Genomic DNA, 24,181 nt, shown 5'->3' on the forward strand with positions numbered 1-24,181 from the left:
TGAGTTTTGTAAATATCAATGGATTATTCTTCTGTTCAAGATGTCCTATTTATAAATTTCAGACAAAAAAAAAGACGCCCGAAGGCGTCTCTTTTCTCAACTTTAACTCGAATTAGAATTCTTCGTTAAATGCTTGGCTTAGAGCTTGGTCTACATCAGAGAAGTCATTGTGCAGTTCAAATTCTGCAGCTTCTGCTTCTTGACGACGACGCTCCAGGTGGTAAGCCAAACCTGTACCCGCTGGGATCAGACGACCTACAACCACATTCTCTTTCAAACCGCGTAAATCATCTTCTTTACCTGTTACAGCCGCTTCAGTTAACACACGCGTGGTTTCCTGGAACGATGCAGCAGAGATGAACGAGTCAGTAGAAAGCGATGCTTTGGTAATACCCATCAATTGACGTTCAAACTTCGCAGGGAACTTGTTTTGTGCAAGAACTGCTTGGTTTTCTTGTACAACACGGATGTAATCCACTTGTTCGCCTTTGATGAAGCTGGTATCGCCGCCATCAGTGATATCAACTTTACGCAGCATTTGACGTACGATGACTTCAATATGCTTGTCGTTGATTTTTACACCTTGCAGACGGTATACGTCCTGAACTTCGTTCACGATGTAGTTTGTAAGCGCAACTTCGCCTTTCAAACGTAAGATATCGTGCGGGTTCTGTGGACCATCAGAAATAGTTTCACCACGGTTCACATGTTCGCCTTCGAACACGTTAATGGTACGCCATTTCGGAATCAACTCTTCATAAATCTCAGAGCCATCATCCGGCGTAATCACCAGACGGTTCTTACCTTTGGTCTCTTTACCAAAGCTTACAACACCCGATACTTCTGCAAGGATTGCATGCTCTTTCGGCTTACGTGCTTCGAACAAGTCAGCTACACGCGGTAGACCACCGGTAATATCACGGGTACGTGAAGATTCTTGTGGTACACGACCAATAACGTCACCGACACCAATCGTTTCGCCATCACGGACAGAAAGAATGGTGTTTTGTGGCAAGAAGTAGAACTGTTCAGTGCCTTCAACTGTGTCTAACACTACAGCAGGACGCAAATCTTTACCTGACGCAGGACGTGAAGTCACTGGCAAGATTTCGATGGTTGACATACCTGTTGCATCATCAGTTTTCGAAGTCACGGTCACGCCATCAGCGATCTGGCTGAAACGCACTTTACCTGCAACTTCTGTTACCAATGGATGTGTATGCGGATCCCAAGTCGCCACGATACCGCCTGCTTCTACAACTTCGCCATCTTTTAGCAAGATAGATGCACCGTAAGGCAGTTTATAGCGCTCGCGCTCACGACCTAAATCATCCGCAATACCGATCTCACCTGAACGTGAAGTCGATACCAAGTGACCTTTGGCATGTTGTACTGTTTTCACGTTGTGGAAACGCACTGTACCTTGGTTACGAACTTGTACGCTGTTTGCAGCAGACGTTCGGCTTGCAGCACCACCCACGTGGAAGGTACGCATAGTTAACTGTGTACCTGGTTCACCAATTGATTGAGCTGCCATGACACCAACAGACTCACCCGGGTTCACCTGATGACCACGCGCCAAGTCACGGCCGTAACATTTCGCACATACACCGAAAGTAGACGCACAGTTTACAACCGAACGTACTTTAATTTCGTCGACACCTTGGCTTTCGATAAACGTCGCCAGTTTCTCGTCAATTAAAGTATTACGTGGAAGCAGAACTTCGTCTGTACCGACACGTTTCACATCTTCAGCAACCACACGACCCAATACTCGTGCACCCAAGTTCTCGATGACATCGCCACCTTGAATGAATGGTGTCATTACTAGACCGTCGAAGGTGCCACAATCTGGCTCGGTAATCACCAAGTCTTGCGCAACGTCTACCAGACGACGCGTCAAGTAACCAGAGTTCGCAGTTTTCAGTGCTGTATCGGCCAAACCTTTACGCGCACCGTGTGTCGAGATGAAGTACTGTAGTACAGTCAAACCTTCACGGAAGTTCGCTTTAATAGGCGTTTCAATGATCGAGCCATCCGGCTTCGCCATCAAACCACGCATACCCGCCAACTGACGAATCTGAGCTGCCGAACCACGGGCACCCGAGTCAGACATCATGTAGATCGAGTTGAATGATTTTTGCTTCTCGTCTTCACCCTGTTTGTTTTTAACAGTCGTGAAAGACAAGTTGTCCATCATCGCTTTAGCAACCTGGTCATTGGTACGCGCCCAAATATCGACCACTTTGTTATAACGTTCGCCGGCAGTTACGAAACCTTGTTCGAACTGTTGTTCGATTTCACGAACTTCAGCTTCCGCTTTACCAATAATGACTTGTTTTTGCGGTGGAATAACCATGTCTTCCATACCGACAGATACACCTGAACGCGTCGCCTGACGGAAGCCTAGGTACATCAATTGGTCAGCGAAGATAACAGTATCTTTCAGACCCAATTTACGGTAGCAAGAGTTAATTAACTTAGAGATGTTTTTCTTGGTCATCTCAACGTTAATTTGCTGGAAATCCATACCTTCAGGCACAACTTCCCAAAGTAGGCAGCGACCAGGTGTGGTATCTACAATAATGGTTTGATGTTCACGGTTGCCATCTTCATCGATGACAGTCTGGTGTACACGTGCTTTAACGCGAGCGTGTAGATCAACCTGACCTGTTGCCAGTGCACGGTTTACTTCGTGAGTATCCGCGAACACCATGCCCTCACCTTTGGCATTGATTGCATCACGCGTGATGTAATACAAGCCCAAGACAACGTCCTGAGACGGCACGATGATTGGCTCACCGTTCGCTGGAGACAAGATGTTGTTGGTCGACATCATTAACGCACGCGCTTCTAACTGCGCTTCAAGTGTTAATGGTACGTGTACCGCCATTTGGTCACCATCGAAGTCGGCGTTAAACGCAGCACACACGAGTGGGTGTAGACGGATCGCCTTACCTTCAATCAGGATCGGTTCAAATGCTTGAAGACCTAGACGGTGAAGTGTTGGCGCACGGTTCAACATCACTGGATGTTGACGGATCACGTGAGCAAGAACGTCCCAAACTTCTGGCGTCTCGCGCTCAACCATTTTCTTCGCAGCTTTAATGGTGGTTGCTTGACCAGATGCTTGTAGTTTCGCGAAAATGAATGGCTTGAACAGTTCAAGTGCCATTTTCTTCGGAAGACCACATTGGTGCAAACGCAGGTTTGGACCAACGGTAATGACCGAACGACCTGAGTAATCGACACGTTTACCCAATAAGTTCTGACGGAAACGACCTTGCTTACCTTTGATCATATCTGCCAAAGATTTAAGCGGACGCTTGTTTGAACCGGTAATTGCACGACCACGACGACCGTTGTCCAACAATGCATCGACAGACTCTTGCAACATACGTTTTTCGTTACGTACGATGATGTCTGGCGCCGCAAGGTCAAGAAGACGCTTCAAACGGTTGTTACGGTTAATCACACGACGGTAAAGATCGTTCAAGTCAGAAGTCGCGAAACGACCACCTTCAAGTGGTACCAACGGACGAAGGTCTGGTGGCAGAACTGGAAGTACAGTCAACACCATCCATTCTGGCTTGTTGTTCGAATCGTTGAATGCTTCCATCAACTTCAAACGCTTAGAGGCTTTTTTCAGCTTGGTTTCTGAAGTTGTCACAGGAATTTCTTCACGAAGACGCGCAATTTCAGCTTCAAGATCGATGTCTTTCAACAAGTCTTGAACCGCTTCTGCACCCATTTTCGCTGTGAATTCATCACCATGCTCTTCCAACGCATTGAAGTATTCTTCATCGTTTAGAAGCTGGTATTTCTCAAATGGGGTCATACCGGGATCGGTAACCACATAAGATTCGAAATACAATACGCGTTCGATATCACGTAGCGTCATGTCTAAAAGAAGACCGATACGGCTCGGTAATGATTTCAAGAACCAGATGTGCGCAACTGGAGAAGCTAGCTCGATGTGACCCATACGTTCACGACGAACTTTCGCAGTTGTTACTTCAACGCCACATTTTTCACAAATGACGCCTTTGTATTTCATACGCTTGTATTTACCACACAAGCATTCGTAATCTTTTACTGGACCAAAGATTTTGGCACAGAACAAACCATCACGTTCCGGTTTGAACGTACGATAGTTAATGGTTTCTGGCTTTTTAACTTCACCGTGAGACCATGACTTAATCATTTCTGGTGACGCAAGACCAATACGGATGCGGTCAAACTCTACAGGAGCATGACCGTCTGAATCCGTCTTTTTGCGCATGATATCGAGCAAGTCTTTCAATTTTTTTCTCCGTGTGTCGAGAAGATTTTCACTTCTCGACTGGGTCACAAATATTGTTTTTTAACTGAATTGGGAATCCCAAGAATCCCCCTAAATCCCCCTTTACAAAGGGGGACTTCCCCCTCTTTTTTAAAGAGGTGAGAAGCACTGCTTCGCAAGGGAGATTCAATGGAACTAATTAGTCACCATTTTTCAGTTCAATGTTGATACCTAAAGAACGGATCTCTTTGGTCAATACGTTGAACGATTCAGGCATACCCGGGTCCATATAATGGTTACCATCTACAATATTCTTGTAGATACGGGTACGACCTTCAACGTCATCCGATTTCACAGTCAGCATTTCTTGTAGCGTATATGCTGCACCGTAAGCTTCTAGTGCCCAGACTTCCATCTCACCGAAACGCTGACCACCGAATTGTGCTTTACCACCCAGCGGCTGTTGCGTGACTAGAGAATAAGAACCAGTTGAACGCGCATGCATCTTGTCATCAACCAAGTGGTTCAGTTTCAGCATGTACATATAACCTACAGTTACTGGACGGTCGAAACGCTCACCAGTACGACCATCATATAATACTGTCTGACCAGTACTTGATAGACCTGCAAGTTGTAACAATTCTTTGATCTGACCTTCTTCAGCACCATCGAATACAGGTGTTGCCAAAGGCACACCAGCACGCAAGTTACCAGAAAGTTTCAAGATTTCTTCATCAGTCAAGCTGTCAAGATCTTCTTGCTCGCCACCAACTTTGTTATAAATCTTGTCCAGGAAATCACGAAGCTCAAGTACAGTACGCTGTTCTTTCATCATCTTGTCGATTTGATCGCCAAGACCTTTGGCAGCCATACCTAAGTGAGTTTCAAGAATCTGACCCACGTTCATACGCGATGGTACGCCCAGCGGGTTCAGTACGATATCAACAGGTACACCATTGGCATCGTGTGGCATGTCTTCTACCGGCAAGATGTTTGATACAACACCCTTGTTACCGTGACGACCGGCCATCTTATCACCCGGCTGGATGCGACGTTTTACCGCAAGATAAACTTTAACTACTTTCAATACGCCAGTGGTCAGCTCATCGCCTGTAGACAATTTGCGTTTTTTCTCAGCAAATTTCTCGTCAATTTCGAAGCTCTTCTCTTTCAAGAACACTTGAATTTGCGTTAGACGTTCAGCGATTGCTTCATCAACCGGTTGAATTTCAAGAAGATCAACAAGCTCTAAACCAGACAACACGTCTTCAGACAGTTTGTCGCCACGTTTAGTGGTACCGCCACCATTCGACTCTTGACCGTTCAACAAACGAATTACACGTTCACGTGCTGCTTCTTCAAAGATCTTGAACTCTTCTTTCAAGTCTTTACGGTAAGCATCAAGCTGAGCTTTTTCAATTGCTTGAGCACGTTCGTCTTTTTCAAGACCATCACGTGTAAACACTTGAACATCAATCACAGTACCTTTGGTACCAGATGGAACGCGTAAAGATGAATCTTTAACGTCAGCTGCTTTTTCACCGAAGATTGCACGAAGCAATTTTTCTTCCGGCGTTAGCTGCGTTTCACCTTTAGGCGTCACTTTACCAACAAGAATATCACCTGCTGTTACTTCAGCACCGATGTAAACAATACCTGATTCATCAAGTTTAGAAAGCGCTGCTTCACCCACATTCGGGATATCGGCCGTGATTTCTTCAGCACCAAGCTTAGTATCACGTGCGACACATGACAATTCCTGGATATGAATCGAGGTTAAACGGTCTTCTTGAAGTACACGCTCTGAAAGTAAGATCGAGTCTTCGTAGTTGTAACCGTTCCAGGTCATGAATGCGACGCGCATGTTTTGACCAAGCGCTAGCTCACCGCCATCAGTCGATGGACCATCAGCTAATACGTCACCACGACCCACTTTATCACCCAGGTTCACCAGAACTTTCTGGTTGATACAGGTGTTTTGGTTTGAACGGGTGTATTTGATCAGGTTATAGATATCTACACCTGCCTCACCTGCGATCATCTCTTCTTCGTTCACACGAATCACGACACGAGATGCATCAACAAACTCGATACGACCACCACGCTGAGCGATCACACATACACCAGAGTCATGTGCTACGTTCGCTTCCATACCCGTACCTACGAGTGGTTTGTCAGCGATTAACGTAGGAACAGCCTGACGTTGCATGTTTGAACCCATCAATGCACGGTTGGCATCATCGTGTTCAAGGAACGGAATCAGTGACGCAGCCACAGATACAACCTGCTGAGCAGATACATCCATATGCGTTACTTTTTCCGGCGGCATGCGTACAAAGTCACCTTGGTGACGTACAGATACAACTTCTTCTAATAAATTACCATCAGCATCTACTGCAGAATCGGCCTGTGCAATCACAGTACCCACTTCTTCAATCGCAGACAGGTATTCAATGTCCATGGTTACACGGCCATCAACTACTTTACGGTAAGGTGTTTCCAGGAAACCGAAGTTGTTCGCTTTAGCATATACAGAAAGCGAGTTGATCAAACCAATGTTTGGACCTTCCGGCGTTTCAATTGGACATACACGACCGTAATGCGTTTGATGTACGTCACGTACTTCAAAGCCCGCACGTTCACGCGTCAAACCACCGGGACCAAGTGCTGATACACGACGCTTGTGCGTGATTTCAGACAACGGGTTGTTTTGATCCATGAACTGAGACAACTGGCTTGAACCAAAGAATTCTTTGATTGCAGCAGCAACAGGCTTCGCATTGATTAGATCTTGCGGAGACAGGTTGTCTGTTTCAGCTTGAGATAAACGTTCTTTAACAGCACGTTCTACACGAACCAGACCGACACGGAATTGGTTTTCTGTCATTTCGCCCACAGAACGAACACGACGGTTACCCAAGTGATCGATATCGTCGACTTCACCTTTACCGTTACGGATTTCAACTAATGTTTTCAATACATCAGTGATATCTTCGTTCGAGAGAATACCTTCAACTTCACGCGACTTCTGGTCTGTACCCACTTCATAAGGACGACCCAAACGACGGTTGAACTTCATACGACCGACTGGAGACAAGTCGTAACGCTCAGAAGAGAAGAACAGGTTATTGAACAGGTTCTCAGCTGCTTCTTTGGTTGGTGGCTCGCCCGGACGCATGACTTTGTAGATTTCGACCAATGCTTCTTCACGAGTGGTCGTAGTATCTGCACGTAGAGAATCTGCAACGAATGAACCACGGTCGATATCATTGGTGAACAGAACATTAAACTGCTTCACGCCGCCTTCTGCAATTTTCACCATGACTTCATGGCTCAATACGGTATTTGCAGCAATCACGTCGCCATCTTTTAATGCGATGTCTTCAGCCGTGATACGCTCATACAAATACTCATCAGGCACTGCAAGTTTTTCAAGACCTGAAGCTTCCATCTGACGTACATGACGCGCGTTAATACGTTTACCTTGTTCAACGATTGCCTTGCCATCTTTATCCAAGATGTCAAATTGTGCCATTTCGCCGCGCAGACGTTCCGGCACCAAGTCAATTTGATAGCTACCCATGTCAAGATATACAGGGACTTTCTCGTAGAACATGTTGAGAATGTTTTCGTTGCTATAACCCAGCGCACGCAGCACCACAGTCGCAAGTAATTTACGACGACGGTCAATACGTACATAGACCAGGTCTTTGGCATCGAATTCAAAATCCAACCATGAACCACGGTAAGGAATGATACGCGCTGAATAAAGGACTTTACCACTTGAGTGAGTCTTACCTTTATCGTGGTCAAAGAATACGCCTGGTGAACGGTGTAATTGAGATACGATTACACGCTCGGTACCATTAATTACAAAGGTACCGTTATCCGTCATCAATGGCATTTCGCCCATATAGACTTCTTGTTCACGTACGTCTTTAATTGACTTCGTTTCACGATCTTTCAGGATCAAACGAATTTTTACACGCATTGGTGCTGCATAAGTTGAGCCACGAAGAATACATTCGCGTACATCAAACTCAGGCTTACCAAGACTATACTCAACAAATTCTAAAGCAGCATTGCCAGAATAACTTTCTATAGGAAAAACTGAACGAAATGCGGCTTGGAGACCGATATCTTCGCGGTTTTTTGGTGATTTGCCATCTTGTAAGAACGTTCTGTACGAGTCGACTTGAATCGCGAGCAGGTACGGAGCATCCATAACGCTAGGCAATTTACCAAAATTCTTACGGATCCGTTTCTTTTCGGTATATGAGTATGCCATCTGGAGTCCTCGGAAAGTGTAAACCAAGCCCGCCTGCAGAACGGGCTCAGAAGGAATTACGCTGGCCGATATGGCCACCACTCTTTACAAATGCTGCAATTTTTAGTGGTATTAAAACGCTTATCAATATTTTTTTACTGAAAAATATTGGTAAACGTTTGTTCATTATGTTTATTTTTAATTTGTATGATTTTTATATCATGCAAACAAAAATCGAGCCGATTATTGTAACGCAAAAAGGCTGATGACCCAAGAGCCATCAGCCAATTTTTGGAGCTGATTATAAAAAAACCGGCTCCCTTAAGCTATTACTTAAGAGTAACTGTAGCACCAGCTTCTTCAAGTTTCTTCTTAAGTTCTTCGCCTTCTTCTTTAGAAACGCCTTCTTTAAGAACTGTAGGAGCGCTTTCAACCATGTCTTTAGCTTCTTTCAAGCCAAGGCCAGTTGCTTCACGAACTGCTTTAATTACAGCAACTTTGTTTGCGCCAAAAGAAGTCAATTCAACATTGAATTCAGATTGCTCTTCAGCAGCAGCAGCAGCAGGACCAGCAGCAACAGCTACAGCAGCAGCAGAAACGTTGAATTTCTCTTCGAAAGCAGAAATAAGTTCAACAAGTTCAAGAACAGTTTTTTCAGCAACTGCGTTTAGGATTTCTTCGTTTGTTAAAGCCATGAGATTAACTCCAAATGGGTATTGAATGATGTGTGTGTAAGTTTGAGCTTAAGCAGCTTCTGACTCGTTTTTCTCTTGAAGCGCTGTAAGTAAGCGGCCCAATTTCGAAATAGGAGCTTGAAGAACGTTTGCAAGCATAGTAAGCGCTTTTTCTTGGTTCGGAAGATTCGCGATAACGCTAACTTCTTCGCCTTGATAAAGTTTGCCATCAAATGCAGCAGCTTTAAGTTCAAATGCTTTATTAGTTTTAGCGAATTCTTCGAACAAACGTGCAGCAGCACCCATGTCGTCTTCAGAAGTCGAGAAAGCTAAGATTGTTGGGCCAACAAGGTTGTCGTTCAAGATATTGAATTGAGTATCTTGAAGAGCGCGTTTAGCCAAAGTGTTACGCACGATACGTGTGTGAACACCTAGTTTACGAGCTTCAACGCGAAGAGCAGTTAATTGCTCAACAGTTAAACCTTGATAGTCAGCAACAACAGCGGCAAATGCAGTAGAAGCAACTTCAGTTACTTCAGCTACGATCTGTTTTTTGCCTTCGATAAGAAGAGCCATTGTAAAACCTCCTAACGGTGATTTATGTACTTACGCGAAGTACACTCCCAATTCGTTAATCCATCACTGGACTAACACGCGGAGGATGAACAAATCACACCACCGCGTCTACGCAGGCTGGACGATTAAGAGCGAAGCATAAAACTCCCCTCGCCCGCGGTCTTTGACGCTGATAAATTTTCATTTATCAATTCAAAGTTTGCCTAAGTTTGCAAAATACGACGGAGCGTTTCTTGCGTAAGTTTTAAAGCAGTGCTTTAAAACTTACTCAGGGCTTTAAAATTCTGTATAAGTCGAGACTTATTTAGAAACGTTTGCTACATCAACGATCAAACCAGGACCCATAGTTGAGCTCAAAGTGATCTTTTGAATGTATACGCCTTTAGAAGTCGCAGGTTTCAAACGTTTCAAGTCAGCAACGAGTGCTTCAACGTTTGAACGAACAGCTTCAGCAGTGAAACCTACTTGACCGATCGCAGCGTGGATAATACCCGCTTTGTCTACGCGATAACGTGCTTGACCAGCTTTTGCATTTTTAACTGCAGTTGCTACGTCAGGAGTTACCGTACCCACTTTAGGGTTTGGCATTAAGCCACGTGGACCAAGGATCGTACCAAGTTTACCTACAACGCGCATTGCATCTGGAGCAGCAATTACAACGTCAAAGTCAAGGTTACCCGCTTGGATGCTTTCAGCAAGATCATCGAAACCAACAACGTCTGCGCCTTCAGCTTTAGCAGCTTCAGCAGCAGCGCCTTGAGCGAATACAGCTACACGTACAGTTTTACCCGTACCTGCAGGAAGTGTAGTCGCGCCACGAACAACTTGGTCAGATTTACGAGGATCAACACCTAGGTTTACCGCGATATCCAAAGATTCTTTGAATTTAGGAGCTGGAAGGCTCTCTAAAACTGCAACAGCTTCTTCTAGCGTGTAAACTTTGTGCGCTTCTACAGCAGCTACGATCGCTTTTTGACGTTTAGTTAATTTAGCCATGTCTTAAAGCTCCACTTCCAAGCCCATAGAACGCGCAGAACCAGCAATGGTACGTACACGTGCGTCTAAATCAGCACCAGTCAAATCTGGTTCTTTAGTAGTCGCGATTTCTTCGATTTGAGCACGAGTCAACTTACCAACTTTAGTTTTGTTAGGTACAGCTGAACCCTTCTGGATACCAGCAGCTTTCTTAAGAAGAACAGCAGCAGGTGGAGTTTTCATGATGAATGTGAACGACTTGTCGTTGTACACAGTGATCACGACTGGAATTGGTAGACCAGCTTCAACTTTTTGTGTCGCAGCATTGAATTCTTTACAGAATGCCATGATGTTCACACCACGTTGACCTAGTGCAGGACCAATCGGTGGAGATGGATTCGCTTTACCAGCTGGAACTTGCAGCTTGATATAGCCGTCAATCTTCTTAGCCATTTCAAATTACCTCTGGGTGCAAACGCCGGTGAAGGCTCCCCAATGATTTCAAGTAACGATACCGTTACAACAACAATGCCTGATTTGCACGCAAATCAGGCGTTTTCAACCCAAACCAATTAAACTGATTTTTCGACTTGACGAAATTCCAGTTCAACTTGAGTTGGACGGTTAAATACATTAATGGTCAGCGTTAAACGTGACTTTTCGTACTGAACTTCTTCCACCACACCTTTAAAGTCTGTGAATGGACCGTCAACTACGAGTAATTCTTCGCCTGGTTCAAACATCGTCTTAGGACGAGGTGCTTCACCAGTATTGCGTACACGCGCAAGAATCGCATCGGCTTCTTTTTGCGTAATTGGCGCCGGTTTTTCCGCCGTACCACCAATAAAGCCTAAAACTTTCGGACATTCTTTAACAATGTGCCAAGTATCATCGTTCATTTCCATTTCGACTAGAACATAGCCAGGAAAGAACTTGCGCTCTGATTTACGTTTCTTGCCATCCTTCATTTCTACCACTTCTTCGGTAGGAACCAGGACTTCACCAAAGCTATCGGCAACAGCGCTACGCTGGATTCGATCATTAAGCGAACGCATTACTTGTTTTTCATAACCTGAATAGGCATGAATAATGTACCAACGTTTCATAGCTCTCTTACCCGATAATAAACTTGATTAACCAGCCTAAAATATAATCGAAACACCATAAAACAATGGAGGTAATTACGACTACAACAAGAACTTGCCAAGATGTGGACACAGTCTCTTGCTTGGTAGGCCAGGTCACTCGACGGAGCTCGATTCGTGCATCTTTCAGCAGACGAATAAAGCCTTTGCCTTGATGGGTGGCGTATAATAAACCGAATGCTGCAACGATACAAGCCAAAATCACCCCAACACGCACCCAAATATCATTCGCAGGGGCCCAGTATGCTGGTAAATATTGGTTTACCATCATTGCACCAACCAATAAAATCAAGGCGATAACCCATAGAACCATGTCTAATGGAGAACCAGAACTTACATCTACTGCAGGATTATTTCTTTGAGGAATTGCCGCTTCGCCTAATGCGTCGCGTGATTTTTCATTCGACATTTTTGTACTCGTCGTAGGTTTCGCGACTTATTATATGACCAATTTTGCCGACATCAAGCGTCTTTTTCAAAACTTGGCAGGCCAGGAGGGACTCGAACCCCCAACATTCGGTTTTGGAGACCGACGCTCTACCAATTGAACTACTGACCTGCAAAATAACAAGTTGGAGCCGAAACCCCAACCCGTTTATCTTATTCTATGATTATGCAGTTACTTTAGCAACTACACCAGCACCCACTGTACGACCGCCTTCACGGATCGCAAAACGTAGACCTGGGTCCATTGCGATTGGGTGGATTAGCTCTACTGACATCTCAACGTTGTCACCAGGCATAACCATTTCCACACCTTCTTTAAGCGCGATCGCACCAGTTACGTCCGTAGTACGGAAGTAGAACTGTGGACGGTAACCGTTAAGGAATGGAGTGTGACGACCACCTTCTTCTTTAGAAAGTACGTATACTTCCGCATCGAATTTAGTATGTGGCTTGATCGCACCTGGTTTAGTCAATACTTGACCACGTTGTACGTCTTCACGCTTAGTACCACGTAGAAGAACACCACAGTTCTCGCCTGCACGACCTTCGTCAAGCAATTTACGGAACATTTCAACGCCAGTAACTGTAGTTACTTGAGTATCACGGATACCAACGATTTCAACTGATTCGCCTACTTTAACAATACCAGTCTCTACACGGCCAGTTACTACTGTACCACGACCAGAGATTGAGAATACGTCTTCAATTGGCATAAGGAATGGAAGGTCGATTGCACGTTCTGGCTCTGGAATGTAAGAGTCAAGTGCTTCAACCAGTGCAACAACAGCGTCTTCGCCATACTGACCAGCTTCACCGTTAAGTGCAGCAAGTGCAGAACCGCGGATTACTGGAGTGTCATCGCCCGGGAAGTCATAAGTAGAAAGAAGTTCACGAACTTCCATTTCAACCAGCTCAAGAAGCTCTTCGTCGTCTACAAGGTCGCATTTATTCAAGAATACAACGATGTAAGGTACACCTACCTGACGAGAAAGCAGGATGTGTTCACGAGTCTGTGGCATAGGACCATCAGTCGCAGCACATACAAGGATCGCGCCGTCCATCTGAGCAGCACCAGTAATCATGTTTTTAACATAATCGGCGTGGCCCGGGCAGTCTACGTGAGCGTAGTGACGAGTTGGAGAATCGTATTCTACGTGTGAAGTATTAATTGTAATACCACGTGCTTTTTCTTCTGGTGCAGAGTCGATTGCAGCGTAATCACGCGCTTCGCCACCGAATTTCTTCGCACATACAGTTGCAATCGCAGCTGTTAAAGTTGTTTTACCATGGTCGACGTGACCAATTGTGCCCACGTTAACGTGTGGCTTATTACGTTCAAACTTAGCCTTAGCCATGAGATCTTCCTTTTTAAACTACTCATGCAGGATCACTGCATGAGCACTTGGGTTTAACTATGAATTAGTTTGGGCTTATAGTAATCGAAAGATTACTCGTCGTCACCTTTTTTACCGCCAGACTGGAACTTAGAAATGATGCCTTCAGCCACGTTACGTGGAGTTTCAGCATATTTAGCAAATTCCATAGAGTAAGTCGCACGACCTTGAGACATAGAACGCATATGAGTTGCGTAACCAAACATCTCAGCCAATGGAACTTCAGCACGAATGGCTTTAGTACCACCAGGTAAATCGTCCATACCCTGAACCATACCACGACGACGGTTTAAGTCACCCATGATATCGCCCATGTAGTCTTCTGGAGTTTCTACTTCAACTTTCATGATTGGTTCAAGCAAGATTGGATCTGCTTTCATGAAACCATCACGGAAGGCATAAGAACCCGCCATTTTGAATGATAATTCGTCAGAATCGACATCATGGTAAGAACCGTCGAACAATGTCGCTTTGATGCCCACTACTGGATAACCAGCAAGTACACCATTCTTCATACGTTCTTGGATACCCTTGTCAACCGCGCCGAAGAATTCTTTAGGTACTACACCACCTACAACTTCTTCAACGAATTCGTAGTCTTTACCAGCGTCTTCAGCAAGCGGTTCTAGACGTACGTATACGTGACCGAACTTACCTTTACCACCAGTTTGACGTACGAATTTACCTTCTTGTTCAACTGACTTTTTGATCGTTTCACGGTAAGAAACCATTGGTTTACCAATGTTGGCTTCAACACCGAATTCACGCTTCATACGGTCAACAATGATGTCAAGGTGAAGTTCACCCATACCAGCAATAATGGTTTGACCTGATTCTTCATCAGTACGTACGCGGAATGATGGATCTTCTTTCGCCAAACGACCTAAAGCAACTGACATTTTTTCTTGGTCAGCTTTAGTTTTAGGCTCAACTGCAAGTGCAATTACTGGCTCAGGGAATTCCATACGCTCTAGTGTAATTACGTGGTTTTCATCACATAATGTATCACCAGTCGTTGTGTCTTTAAGACCTACACATGCCGCGATGTCGCCCGCACGAATTTCTTCGATATCTTTACGGTCATTCGCATGCATCTGTACGATACGGCCAACACGCTCACGCTTCATTTTTACTGGGTTATAACACGGGCTACCCGCTTTAAGAACACCTGAGTAAACACGAACGAAAGTCAAGTTACCTACGAATTTGTCATTCATAATTTTGAATGCAAGTGCAGAGAACGGAGCTTCGTCAGACGCTTCACGAGAACCTTCAGATTCGTCTTTGTCGTCAAGGATACCCTTGATCGCTTCAACGTCAGTCGGTGCTGGCAAGAATTCAATTACAGCATCCAACATACGTTGAACACCTTTATTTTTGAATGCCGAACCACAAAGCATCGGTTGAATTTCGTTTGCCAATGTACGCTTACGGATACCAGCAACGATTTCTTCTTTAGTCAGCTCTTCGCCTTCTAGGTACTTGTCCATGAGTTCTTCTGATGCTTCCGCAGCAGCTTCAACCATGTTAGTACGCCATTCTTCAGCAGTAGCAACTAAGTCAGCAGGGATGTCGCCATATTCGAATTGCATACCTTGAGATGCTTCATCCCAAATGATTGCTTTCATTTCGATTAGGTCAACAACACCCTGGAAGTTTTCTTCTGCGCCGATTGGAACAACGATTGGCACTGGATTACCGCCAAGACGTGTTTTAACTTGTTCAACTGCACGGAAGAAGTTCGCGCCAGTACGGTCCATTTTGTTAACGAACGCAATACGTGGAACTTTATATTTATTTGCTTGACGCCATACCGTTTCTGACTGAGGCTGAACACCACCTACAGCACAGTAAACCATGCACGCACCGTCAAGAACACGCATAGAACGCTCAACTTCAATCGTGAAGTCAACGTGTCCCGGGGTGTCAATTACGTTAATACGGTGTTGTTCGAACTGGTTCGCCATACCTTTCCAGAAGCATGTTACAGCTGCTGAGGTAATGGTAATACCGCGTTCTTGCTCTTGTTCCATCCAGTCCGTAGTTGCCGAACCTTCGTGAGTTTCACCAAGTTTATGGCTCTCACCTGTGTAGAACAAAATACGTTCAGAAGTGGTTGTCTTACCTGCGTCAATGTGCGCAGAAATACCAATGTTACGGTAACGAGAAATTGGGGTTTGACGTGCCATGATTTCTAGCATTCCTAAATTTTGTTGTTTAAAACAGGACGCTTTAAGCTGCATAGCAACTTAAAGCGCTTTGGTGACAAAACCATGACGGTTTTAGCACTTTCCTGAATAGGGCCTGTTTTATCTGCTTAGAAACGGTAGTGAGAGAATGCTTTGTTGGCTTCAGCCATACGGTGCACATCTTCACGTTTCTTAACCGCAGCGCCTTTGCCTTCAGATGCATCAAGCAACTCGCCAGCAAGACGTAAAGCCATAGTTTTTTCAGAACGCTTAGCAGCAGCATCTACTAACCAACGCATAGCTAGGGCAGTACGACGGGATGGGCGTACTTCCATAGGTACTTGGTATGTAGCACCACCAACACGGCGTGCTTTTACTTCGACCATAGGACGAACTTTTTCAAGAGTAGTCTCGAAAAATTCAACTGGGTCTACTTTAGATTTTTCTTGAACGCGGTCTAAAGCACCGTAAACGATACTTTCAGCAATAGATTTTTTACCATCTTGCATTACGTGGTTCATGAATTTAGCGATTGTTTGGCTGCTGAACTTAGGATCCGGAAGGATTTCACGAGCAGCGACTACGCGACGTCTTGGCATTTTAAACTACCTATAAAGATGACACTTCAGGTTTATCCAGCATGAGCACAAAGTGTCATGTGCATTCGCTGGCCTTACTACACGTCGCTTGAATTTCACAAAATTAAATGCAGAAATCAGACAAGCGAGACGATAAAGGATTGCGGTTCTACGTTCTTAAAATTTAATTCTCGACGAATTATTTCTTAGGACGTTTAGTACCGTATTTAGAACGAGACTGGTTACGATCTTTAACACCAGCACAGTCTAAAGAACCACGAACGGTATGGTAACGTACACCTGGTAAGTCTTTAACACGACCACCACGGATAAGAACAACACTGTGCTCTTGCAGGTTATGGCCTTCACCACCGATGTAGCTAGAAACTTCAAAACCTGAAGTTAAGCGAACACGGCAAACTTTACGCATTGCTGAGTTAGGTTTTTTAGGTGTAGTTGTGTAAACACGTGTACAAACACCACGGCGCTGTGGACAAGCCTTCAACGCAGGAACTTTAGATTTTTCAACTAAAGTCGTACGACCCTTACGGATCAACTGATTTGTTGTTGCCATTTGGCAATTCTCCCGTTAATAAAAAGCCCCAAAAACATACTGCTTTTTGAGGGCATGCAATTGTAATTCAAGATGTAAAATTGGTCAACCTGCTCAGGTCGACCAAATATAATAACAACTATACGCTATGCTGCTATTTTCTCTCAGAATTCATTTACTTTTTCGGATTCTTCGCAGTTTTTTTTGTAACATCTTGAGCTTTAGATGTTGTTGAGGCTGTTTCAGATGCAGAATCTGGATCCTCCTGCCCCTCTAGCCCCTCATTTTCCACGGTCTCCGATTCATTTTCAGCAGTATTATCTGCTTGTATCTCTGCTTCCACGTCAGGATCAAAAGAAGTTTTGGTTAAAGCAGGCTGTTGCGATTGTTTATCTGCCACAGGTTCAACCAATTCATCACTGAGGGCATCTAGACCTTCACTGACTTTTTCATCTTTTTTCACTTCAGCTTCTTCAGAACTGAGATCATTCTTTTCTTTCTTAACCAGTTTGACCTGAGTAATTGTATCATTGCCTTCAATTGCAATATCCTGATCCAGAATTGGCTCGTCTTTTGGCGCCTCGATCGACTGAGATGAACTGTCTAATAATTTAGGTGCAGCCTGTTGCAATAAATTGACTGCTTTTTCATAGGCCGCATAGGGAGACAATTGCGAATCTTGATGCTGAATCAGATATTGTCGAGCATGTGAGAAAGCTTCTTGAGCTTTCTGATTTACATCATCAACAAAACGGTGACTATAAACTGCTCCGATTCCAGCACTTGCCAATGGTGTCAATTTCGTTAATTTTTCTAAAATAGAAATTTTTGGCAGATTGTTCACCCATTCCCATTTCGCCTCGCCTTCATGGTTGTTTAACCATTGCTTTATGGCAGTCATATCATTATCAGAACCTAGCATGGTCTGAAGCTGGGAAATATCGTGGGTTTTAATCGTATTACTCAGCGCTTTTAAGCCCAATAATAAGGTCTGCTTTTCAGCAATCAGGCCAAGGTCTAGCTGTCTAAAAATATGTTGTACGATTTCCTGATCATCTTCTTTGCTCAGGTCAAAACCATAAGAGCGACCGACCTGATAAATGGTACGTAGCGCCATTAACAAAGAAGCCGGAATATCAATCGCTGTACCAAGCACCCCAGAAGCACCGCTGATTGCACCCTGTACCGTTGCAATCCATTTGTTTTGCTCACCCAAAGCCTGTGAAATTCGTTTAGAACGATTGACATCCTGAGTCAACTCTTCCAAGTCTTTTGCTCCCGCTTCATTCAGAATGGCATCGACCGAACTGCTCTGGTTACTAAACTGGTTAAGGCGGTCATAAAAATAGTCTGATACTTTCTCCGTCAGTTCAGGAGAAACAAAATGTGCCACGTTATTGACGGTATTAAAACGGTGTCCTAGAAGTTGGCGAGATACATTTGGCAGATGTTCACGAAGCATTTGCTGTGGATTATCATATTTTTTAGCCGAAAAAACGCTTTTTGTCTTCGCCGAACCGTCAATCACCTGACCGGAATTTGACGGCTTAAGTGCTTTCGTCACCGAGTCTGGTGCAACATGATTCAATAAATCCAATCCGGTTGAACTGAACTTTTTCGCCACTCCAAAGGCATTCGAAATCAGACCATTAGATTGTTTATTATTAGCATTTACCATTTTTTACCTCAGCATTCACGTGCTTGTATTTGATATAAATACTAGGTGTAGTCAGCATTTATCTCAACTTTATTCTGTGTCATTTAGTAAAATCCCTACATGCCGACTCACAAACCCAACCGACTGTCACACGGCATAACATTTGCCATAAGATTTCAAAAGTCTTTCTGCTATCATGTTCTCCATCATGAAATAAGGCTAGAGGCCGGATTTGGCGATTTTATATAGCCCATTTTCTGCCACTGGACGTAGAGCTAAACTATAAGGATCTGTAGATGAAACGTGTTGTCATCACTGGCATGGGTATTAACTCGTGTATTGGTAATACATTAGAGGATGTAAACCATTCTTTACAAAACGGGATTTCAGGAACACGTTTTAATCCGACTTATGCTGAACTCAATTTCAAAAGCCATGTGAGTGCTGCGGCCGAACAGGATTTCGACGGTATTGACCGTAAACTCAAACGCTTTATGGGCGTATGCGCAATGTATGCCTACAATTCGGCACTTGCTGCAGTTGAACATGCCGGTTTAAAACAAGAAGATCTGGCAAATAATCCACGCTATGGTATTGCCGGTGGTTCAGGTGGTGGTTCAACTGCCTCAGTGGTTGAAATGAAAGAACTTCTAGATACCAAAGGTGCGCGTAAAATTGGTCCTTTCTTTGTACCACGCAATATGACCAACACCATTACTGCAAACGTCGGTGTCGCTTTTAAACTACAAGGCGTAGCACATACCATTACCAGTGCATGTGCAACCTCTGCCGATGCCATTGGTTATGCTTATAACCTGATCCAACTGGGCAAACAAGATTTGATGCTGGCTGGTGGCGGTGAAGAGGATCACTGGTCACAAAGCTTATTGTTTGATGCGATGGGTGCGCTTTGCTCTAAATACAACGACACGCCTGAAACTGCATCTCGTCCGTACTCTGCTGACCGTGACGGCTTCGTGATTGCCGGTGGTGGCGGTTTTGTGGTGCTTGAGTCACTTGAGCATGCACAAGCACGTGGTGCAAACATCTTGGCTGAAGTGGTGGGCTATGCGGCCAACTCGGATGGTGCAGATATGGTTGCACCAAGTGGCGAAGGGGCTACACGCTGTATCCTGATGGCACTTGAAGAAGCCAAACAACATGGTGTTGAATCGATTGATTATGTGAATACTCATGGTACATCTACACCTGCTGGTGACGTGACCGAGCTTCAAGCAATGGCACGTGCATTTGGTGAAGATAAAGTTCCACCACTGAGCTCAACCAAGTCTATGACTGGTCACAGCCTGGGTGCTGCTGGCGTTCAGGAAGCAATTTACTCGATCCTGATGATGCAAAATGACTTTATTGCTCCAAACATTAACGTGACCGAGCTGGATGAAGGCGCAAAACCATTTGATATCGTGCTTGAAAAACGTGACGCAAAATTGAATACTGTGATGAGTAACAGTTTCGGTTTCGGCGGCGTAAATGCTTGTCTCATCTTCAAAAAATGGGAAGGCTAAGCCGCCCATTTTAGGGTGACTTGATGGATGCTCCTTCTGATGCTTTCCTTTGGGTAAAAGCATTACATATTATTGCTGTGGTGTGCTGGTTTGCTGCGTTGTTCTACTTGCCACGGCTATATGTTTACCATGCCATGAGCGAAGATGCCGTAAGCCACGCGCGTTTTCAGGTGATGGAACGCAAGCTGTATCGTGGCATCATGTGGCCTGCCATGCTGGCCACCCTCATTACAGCGCACTTTCTGGTCGATTGGGGTGATGCAACACGTCACTATCATGAAGCTTTATGGTTTTACCTGAAAGTGGGTCTGGTGGGTTTATTGGTGATTTATCATCTGGTATGTGGCCATTACCGCAAAAAACTGATGGAAAATGCCCATTACAAGTCACACAAGTTCTGGCGTTATTTTAATGAAATGCCAACCCTGATCTTATTTGCTGTGGTAATTTTGGTCGTGGTAAAACCGACCTTCTAACGCATAGAGCAAAAATAAAAAATCCCTGATTCGTCGGGGATTTTTTATTTTGGCCTTCTAGATTTTTACACAGCTATCCTGCTTCAGATTCAGTTCAGACAATTTCTGTTGAGAAAATGGCAGTGCTATACATAACTTTCCATCTTGCTGAAAATAACGTCGCCCTGCTGCATTTTGATTCAATAGCTCTATCTCTATACTGCCTGAATTGACTGCATTAAAAGTCATAATTTTATTGCTTAAGACATGATTCATCACAATATATTTTTCAAAGTTGGGCTTACTGATCTGCGCTAGAACATGTCCAATCGCATTTTTTAGTCGCCATTTAGACAGTGAAGAAGGCTCACTTGTCGTAAACCGCTCTTGCAGTTCAACATACGGTGTTTCCGAAAGCATCCAGTACACCTCATATTGTGCTGCAATTGCATTAAAGGTGGTATTGGGTAAATACAGCCATTTTAGCTGTACAGGACTGATTTCAGAGGCATGTGCCAGATATTGCGTCAGCAAATAATGTCCCATTAATTCATTTTGCAGACTTGCTTTTAAACCCAATTGATCTGAATCCAGATTGTTAAGCATGACTGGATTGCTTTCATTTTTTTGCTCGATCCGAATCAGATCAATCATTTGACTGAGCCAATTCTGTAGCAGCATTTTTTCAACCAAAGACAAGCGGTTCCGGCTAAAATCTAAAACCTGATGAAACTGCTGTGCATAATCCTGCACTTTAGAGCCTGAATCAAGCTGGATGTGAGCCAGTTTCAGCAACTGTAAATTTTGAATATAGCGATAATCAGGCCCGACTGCCTGCGGCGGAATCACCAATGAAATATAATCCTGGTGTTCCAATAAATCTGAAAACCGTTGTAAAGGAATACGCTCACGCTCCAGTAAAGCGTGTAACGATTTTTTATGTTCTAGCACCAATGCAGAAAACTGCTCAGCTGAATTAGCCAAACGCATTTGCAGATTTTCAAGAAGTTCTTTTTCCTGTTCAGAAAAACCAGCTCGGCTCAGCTTTCGGCTTAATCCTGAGTCAATCTGCAGATTTTCAGCAGCATTCTGATCTTGAATATAGTTTGCCCATTCCCGATGGTAACGATAACGACCCAGTGCCTGAGGATGAACCTCATCTTTGGCAGTAATTCCCAGTAAGTAAAAATATGAGTGTTGCTGAACATTCGCCCTATAGATTAAATCTGGCTGAATAAACTTTTTTGCCGTATCCGTTAAAGGCTGATCTGTACGCAGCCATTTTGCAGTGAATACCAACAGAATGGCTATTCCCACAAGAATGCCAAGCGACCATAACCACAGCCTGTTTTTACTCCATCCCCTCATATAGATCCTTATTTTTAATTATAAATTTTTCTTCAATTCTAAGGGCACAGGACAAAGTTCACAAATGATTCATCACACCATAAAAAAATCCCCGATCAGGCGGGGATTTTTTAAGCTATTTTATTGTGTTTCTAATGCCGCTTTTCTCGCGGCTGCGACACGCGGCCGATACAGTACATAATAAGTCACTGCCAAAATAATCAACCATAATGGACTGATTTTTAATGCATTAAATGTATCTGGCTCCAAACTTAAAATGACCAGAGCGAAAGCCAGAAAAGTTAGTACGATATAGCTCATCCATACCCCACCCGGCATTTTAAAGGTGGAGTTGGCATGCTGTTCAGGGCGTAATTTACGGTAGCGTAGATAACACACCATAATTAAGCTCCAAATACTAATAAACAAAATCACGCACAGCGACGTCGCTAAAGTAAAAGCTTCCAAGGTATTGGGCACAAAGTACTGCAAAGCTGCACCAGCCATAATAAAGGCACATGAGAACATTAAACCCTTGGCTGGTACAGAACGTTTCGATAGATGCGCCAAAGCGGCAGGTGCCTGTTGGCCACGCGCCAATCCGAAAAGCATACGACTGGTGGAGAATACACCACTATTCATGGAAGACATGACGGATGACAAGACCACCAGATTCATGATGATCGCCGCCGCACCAATACCGGCATGCATGAATAAGCTGACAAAAGGACTTTGATCCGCAGGAATTTTAGCCCATGGAGTCACTGACATCACTACAAACAATGACAACACATAGAACAAGATAATACGCGTTGGAATCGCATTGACGGCTTTGGGTAAATTTTTCTCAGGATCTTTGGTTTCAGCTGCCATCGTACCGAGCAATTCCACACCGACAAAGGCGAATAAGGCAATCTGGAAGCCTGCCAGAAAGCCATCCGCACCTTTGGGGAACATACCACCCGACCAGACATGGCTAAAGCTTGCAGTACTGCCATCTGGTGCCTGAAACTGGTTCAACACCATAAAGCCGCCAATAAAGATCAGGCCTAAAATGGCTAAAATCTTAATCAGGGCAAACCAGAATTCAATTTCACCAAACAGTTTGACCGTCAGCAAGTTCAAACCTAGAACCAGCAATACACAGCCGACACTGATCAGTGCCTGCCCGATGGGGGTAAAGGCCACACCCTCAGGCAACCAGAAACTCAGATAATTAATAATCGCTGCTAAATCAGCAATCCCGACCAGAACCCAACCGAGCCAATAAGACCAGCCAATATAATAGGCCGCGCCCGGACCAATCAGGTCGCGTGCCATATCAATAAATGATTTGTAATGTAAATTAGCCAACAATATCTCACCCAATGCGCGCATCAGGAAGAAAAACATAAAGCCAATAATCATATAAATAAATAAAATTGAAGGGCCGGCCAAAGAGATAGTTTTACCCGATCCCATAAATAAACCGGTACCAATTGCACCACCAATGGCAATTAACTGCAGATGCCGATTGGATAGCTTGCGTTGTAGCTCATGTTGCGACGGCGCTGCGTCATCTTTAGCGGATGTTGTATTCATGTTTAGTTCCTTTTTCGCATCAGACCCTTGCCCATCTGATCGGATTTCTTCCTGAAATCCTGAATGCAGATGAAGTTCCATTTAAAAAGCTAAATGACCGGAGCTGATGTCCTTACAAAATTGAGTTGGGAGATATAAAAATCAAAACAACTCAAGCCTGTGCTGCAATCACTGCAATTTCAATCAGCCAGTCAGGATTGACCAGATCTGCCTGAATGGTGGCACGTGCCGGAGTTCCCTGTCCTTGCAACCAGTGAATCCAGATCTGGTTCACGGTTTGAAAATCTTCCAGATTTTTCACAAATAGTTGTGCCGACAGCAGTCGGCTTTTGTCTGTTCCTGCCAGCTTGAGCAGCTGATCAATTTTCGTCAGCACTTCCTGCGTTTGACCGCTAATATCCTGACGGGTGCTATCCGGCACCTGCCCTGATACATACACGGTCTGGTTGTGAATGGTGACAGCACTCATGACCTGATTGCTGTTAATACGCTGGATATCGGTGTGTTCCATCATCATATGTCCTCTCAATTTCTT

General features: G+C 44.3%; 19 protein-coding genes and 1 tRNA gene. 3 read left to right on the plus strand and 17 right to left on the minus strand.

What is annotated here, in order from left to right; translation table 11 throughout:
* Positions 1-112: 112 nt before the first annotated feature.
* Positions 113-4,303, minus strand: coding sequence for a DNA-directed RNA polymerase subunit beta' (rpoC, locus tag CWI32_RS04120; protein ID WP_100534693.1), 4,191 nt, complete (start codon positions 4,301-4,303; stop codon positions 113-115).
* Positions 4,304-4,481: 178 nt separating this feature from the next.
* On the minus strand, positions 4,482-8,570 hold the full coding sequence (gene rpoB, locus CWI32_RS04125) for a DNA-directed RNA polymerase subunit beta (protein ID WP_005095277.1): 4,089 nt from the start codon (positions 8,568-8,570) through the stop codon (positions 4,482-4,484).
* Here rpoB and CWI32_RS04130 point away from each other — a divergent pair.
* Positions 8,564-8,815, plus strand: a complete 252-nt coding sequence (locus tag CWI32_RS04130) for a hypothetical protein (protein WP_034608820.1) — start codon at positions 8,564-8,566, stop codon at positions 8,813-8,815. The genes rpoB and CWI32_RS04130 overlap by 7 nt on opposite strands.
* A 63-nt stretch (positions 8,816-8,878) precedes the next feature.
* Here the strand turns inward: CWI32_RS04130 and rplL are convergent, their stop codons facing one another.
* The 12 genes from rplL to CWI32_RS04190 form a co-directional block, all read right to left on the minus strand.
* Positions 8,879-9,244 carry a 50S ribosomal protein L7/L12 gene (gene rplL / locus CWI32_RS04135; protein ID WP_005095274.1) on the minus strand — a complete coding sequence of 122 codons (366 nt, stop codon included), beginning with the start codon at positions 9,242-9,244 and terminating at the stop codon, positions 8,879-8,881.
* 48 nt (positions 9,245-9,292) lie between these two features.
* On the minus strand, positions 9,293-9,799 hold the full coding sequence (rplJ, locus tag CWI32_RS04140) for a 50S ribosomal protein L10 (protein WP_005095272.1): 507 nt from the start codon (positions 9,797-9,799) through the stop codon (positions 9,293-9,295).
* A 300-nt stretch (positions 9,800-10,099) separates the two neighbouring features.
* Entirely contained in the window at positions 10,100-10,795 is a 696-nt protein-coding gene (gene rplA, locus CWI32_RS04145; protein ID WP_005095271.1) for a 50S ribosomal protein L1, read from the minus strand.
* Positions 10,796-10,798: 3 nt separating this feature from the next.
* Positions 10,799-11,227: a 50S ribosomal protein L11 gene (gene rplK / locus CWI32_RS04150; RefSeq protein WP_004278614.1), complete on the minus strand. Its 429-nt coding sequence runs from the start codon at positions 11,225-11,227 to the stop codon at positions 10,799-10,801.
* Positions 11,228-11,346: 119 nt separating this feature from the next.
* Positions 11,347-11,880, minus strand: a complete 534-nt coding sequence (nusG, locus tag CWI32_RS04155; protein ID WP_004278615.1) for a transcription termination/antitermination protein NusG — start codon at positions 11,878-11,880, stop codon at positions 11,347-11,349.
* Between the two features lie 7 nt (positions 11,881-11,887).
* Positions 11,888-12,328 carry a preprotein translocase subunit SecE gene (gene secE, locus CWI32_RS04160; RefSeq protein WP_005095267.1) on the minus strand — a complete coding sequence of 147 codons (441 nt, stop codon included), beginning with the start codon at positions 12,326-12,328 and terminating at the stop codon, positions 11,888-11,890.
* A gap of 74 nt (positions 12,329-12,402) precedes the next feature.
* A tRNA-Trp gene (locus CWI32_RS04165) sits at positions 12,403-12,478 on the minus strand.
* A gap of 52 nt (positions 12,479-12,530) precedes the next feature.
* Positions 12,531-13,721, minus strand: a complete 1,191-nt coding sequence (gene tuf / locus CWI32_RS04170) for an elongation factor Tu (protein ID WP_005095265.1) — start codon at positions 13,719-13,721, stop codon at positions 12,531-12,533.
* A gap of 92 nt (positions 13,722-13,813) precedes the next feature.
* On the minus strand, positions 13,814-15,949 hold the full coding sequence (gene fusA, locus CWI32_RS04175) for an elongation factor G (RefSeq protein ID WP_005096016.1): 2,136 nt from the start codon (positions 15,947-15,949) through the stop codon (positions 13,814-13,816).
* A gap of 128 nt (positions 15,950-16,077) precedes the next feature.
* Positions 16,078-16,548: a 30S ribosomal protein S7 gene (gene rpsG, locus CWI32_RS04180; RefSeq protein ID WP_004279240.1), complete on the minus strand. Its 471-nt coding sequence runs from the start codon at positions 16,546-16,548 to the stop codon at positions 16,078-16,080.
* A gap of 178 nt (positions 16,549-16,726) precedes the next feature.
* Positions 16,727-17,101 (minus strand): 30S ribosomal protein S12, encoded by a 375-nt coding sequence (gene rpsL, locus CWI32_RS04185; protein WP_002050319.1) that lies wholly within the window; start codon positions 17,099-17,101, stop codon positions 16,727-16,729.
* A 154-nt stretch (positions 17,102-17,255) separates the two neighbouring features.
* Positions 17,256-18,758 (minus strand): EcsC family protein, encoded by a 1,503-nt coding sequence (locus CWI32_RS04190; protein WP_100534694.1) that lies wholly within the window; start codon positions 18,756-18,758, stop codon positions 17,256-17,258.
* A 275-nt stretch (positions 18,759-19,033) separates the two neighbouring features.
* Between CWI32_RS04190 and CWI32_RS04195 the strand changes: the two genes are divergently transcribed.
* Together CWI32_RS04195 and hemJ are read left to right on the plus strand one after the other, a co-directional pair.
* Positions 19,034-20,263 carry a beta-ketoacyl synthase N-terminal-like domain-containing protein gene (locus CWI32_RS04195; RefSeq protein WP_005096011.1) on the plus strand — a complete coding sequence of 410 codons (1,230 nt, stop codon included), beginning with the start codon at positions 19,034-19,036 and terminating at the stop codon, positions 20,261-20,263.
* A gap of 23 nt (positions 20,264-20,286) precedes the next feature.
* Positions 20,287-20,739, plus strand: a complete 453-nt coding sequence (gene hemJ / locus CWI32_RS04200; protein ID WP_100328923.1) for a protoporphyrinogen oxidase HemJ — start codon at positions 20,287-20,289, stop codon at positions 20,737-20,739.
* A 57-nt stretch (positions 20,740-20,796) separates the two neighbouring features.
* Here the strand turns inward: hemJ and CWI32_RS04205 are convergent, their stop codons facing one another.
* The 3 genes from CWI32_RS04205 to CWI32_RS04215 all read right to left on the minus strand — a co-directional run bounded on the left by CWI32_RS04205 (position 20,797) and on the right by CWI32_RS04215 (position 24,160).
* Positions 20,797-22,035: a hypothetical protein gene (locus CWI32_RS04205; protein ID WP_252146088.1), complete on the minus strand. Its 1,239-nt coding sequence runs from the start codon at positions 22,033-22,035 to the stop codon at positions 20,797-20,799.
* Between the two features lie 171 nt (positions 22,036-22,206).
* Positions 22,207-23,646 carry an amino acid permease gene (locus tag CWI32_RS04210; protein ID WP_074384173.1) on the minus strand — a complete coding sequence of 480 codons (1,440 nt, stop codon included), beginning with the start codon at positions 23,644-23,646 and terminating at the stop codon, positions 22,207-22,209.
* A 151-nt stretch (positions 23,647-23,797) separates the two neighbouring features.
* Positions 23,798-24,160, minus strand: coding sequence for a RidA family protein (locus tag CWI32_RS04215; RefSeq protein WP_005172374.1), 363 nt, complete (start codon positions 24,158-24,160; stop codon positions 23,798-23,800).
* Between the last annotated feature and the right edge of the window lie 21 nt (positions 24,161-24,181).

It is taken from the genome of Acinetobacter pseudolwoffii (assembly GCF_002803605.1).
Taxonomy (GTDB): Bacteria; Pseudomonadota; Gammaproteobacteria; order Pseudomonadales; family Moraxellaceae; genus Acinetobacter; species Acinetobacter pseudolwoffii.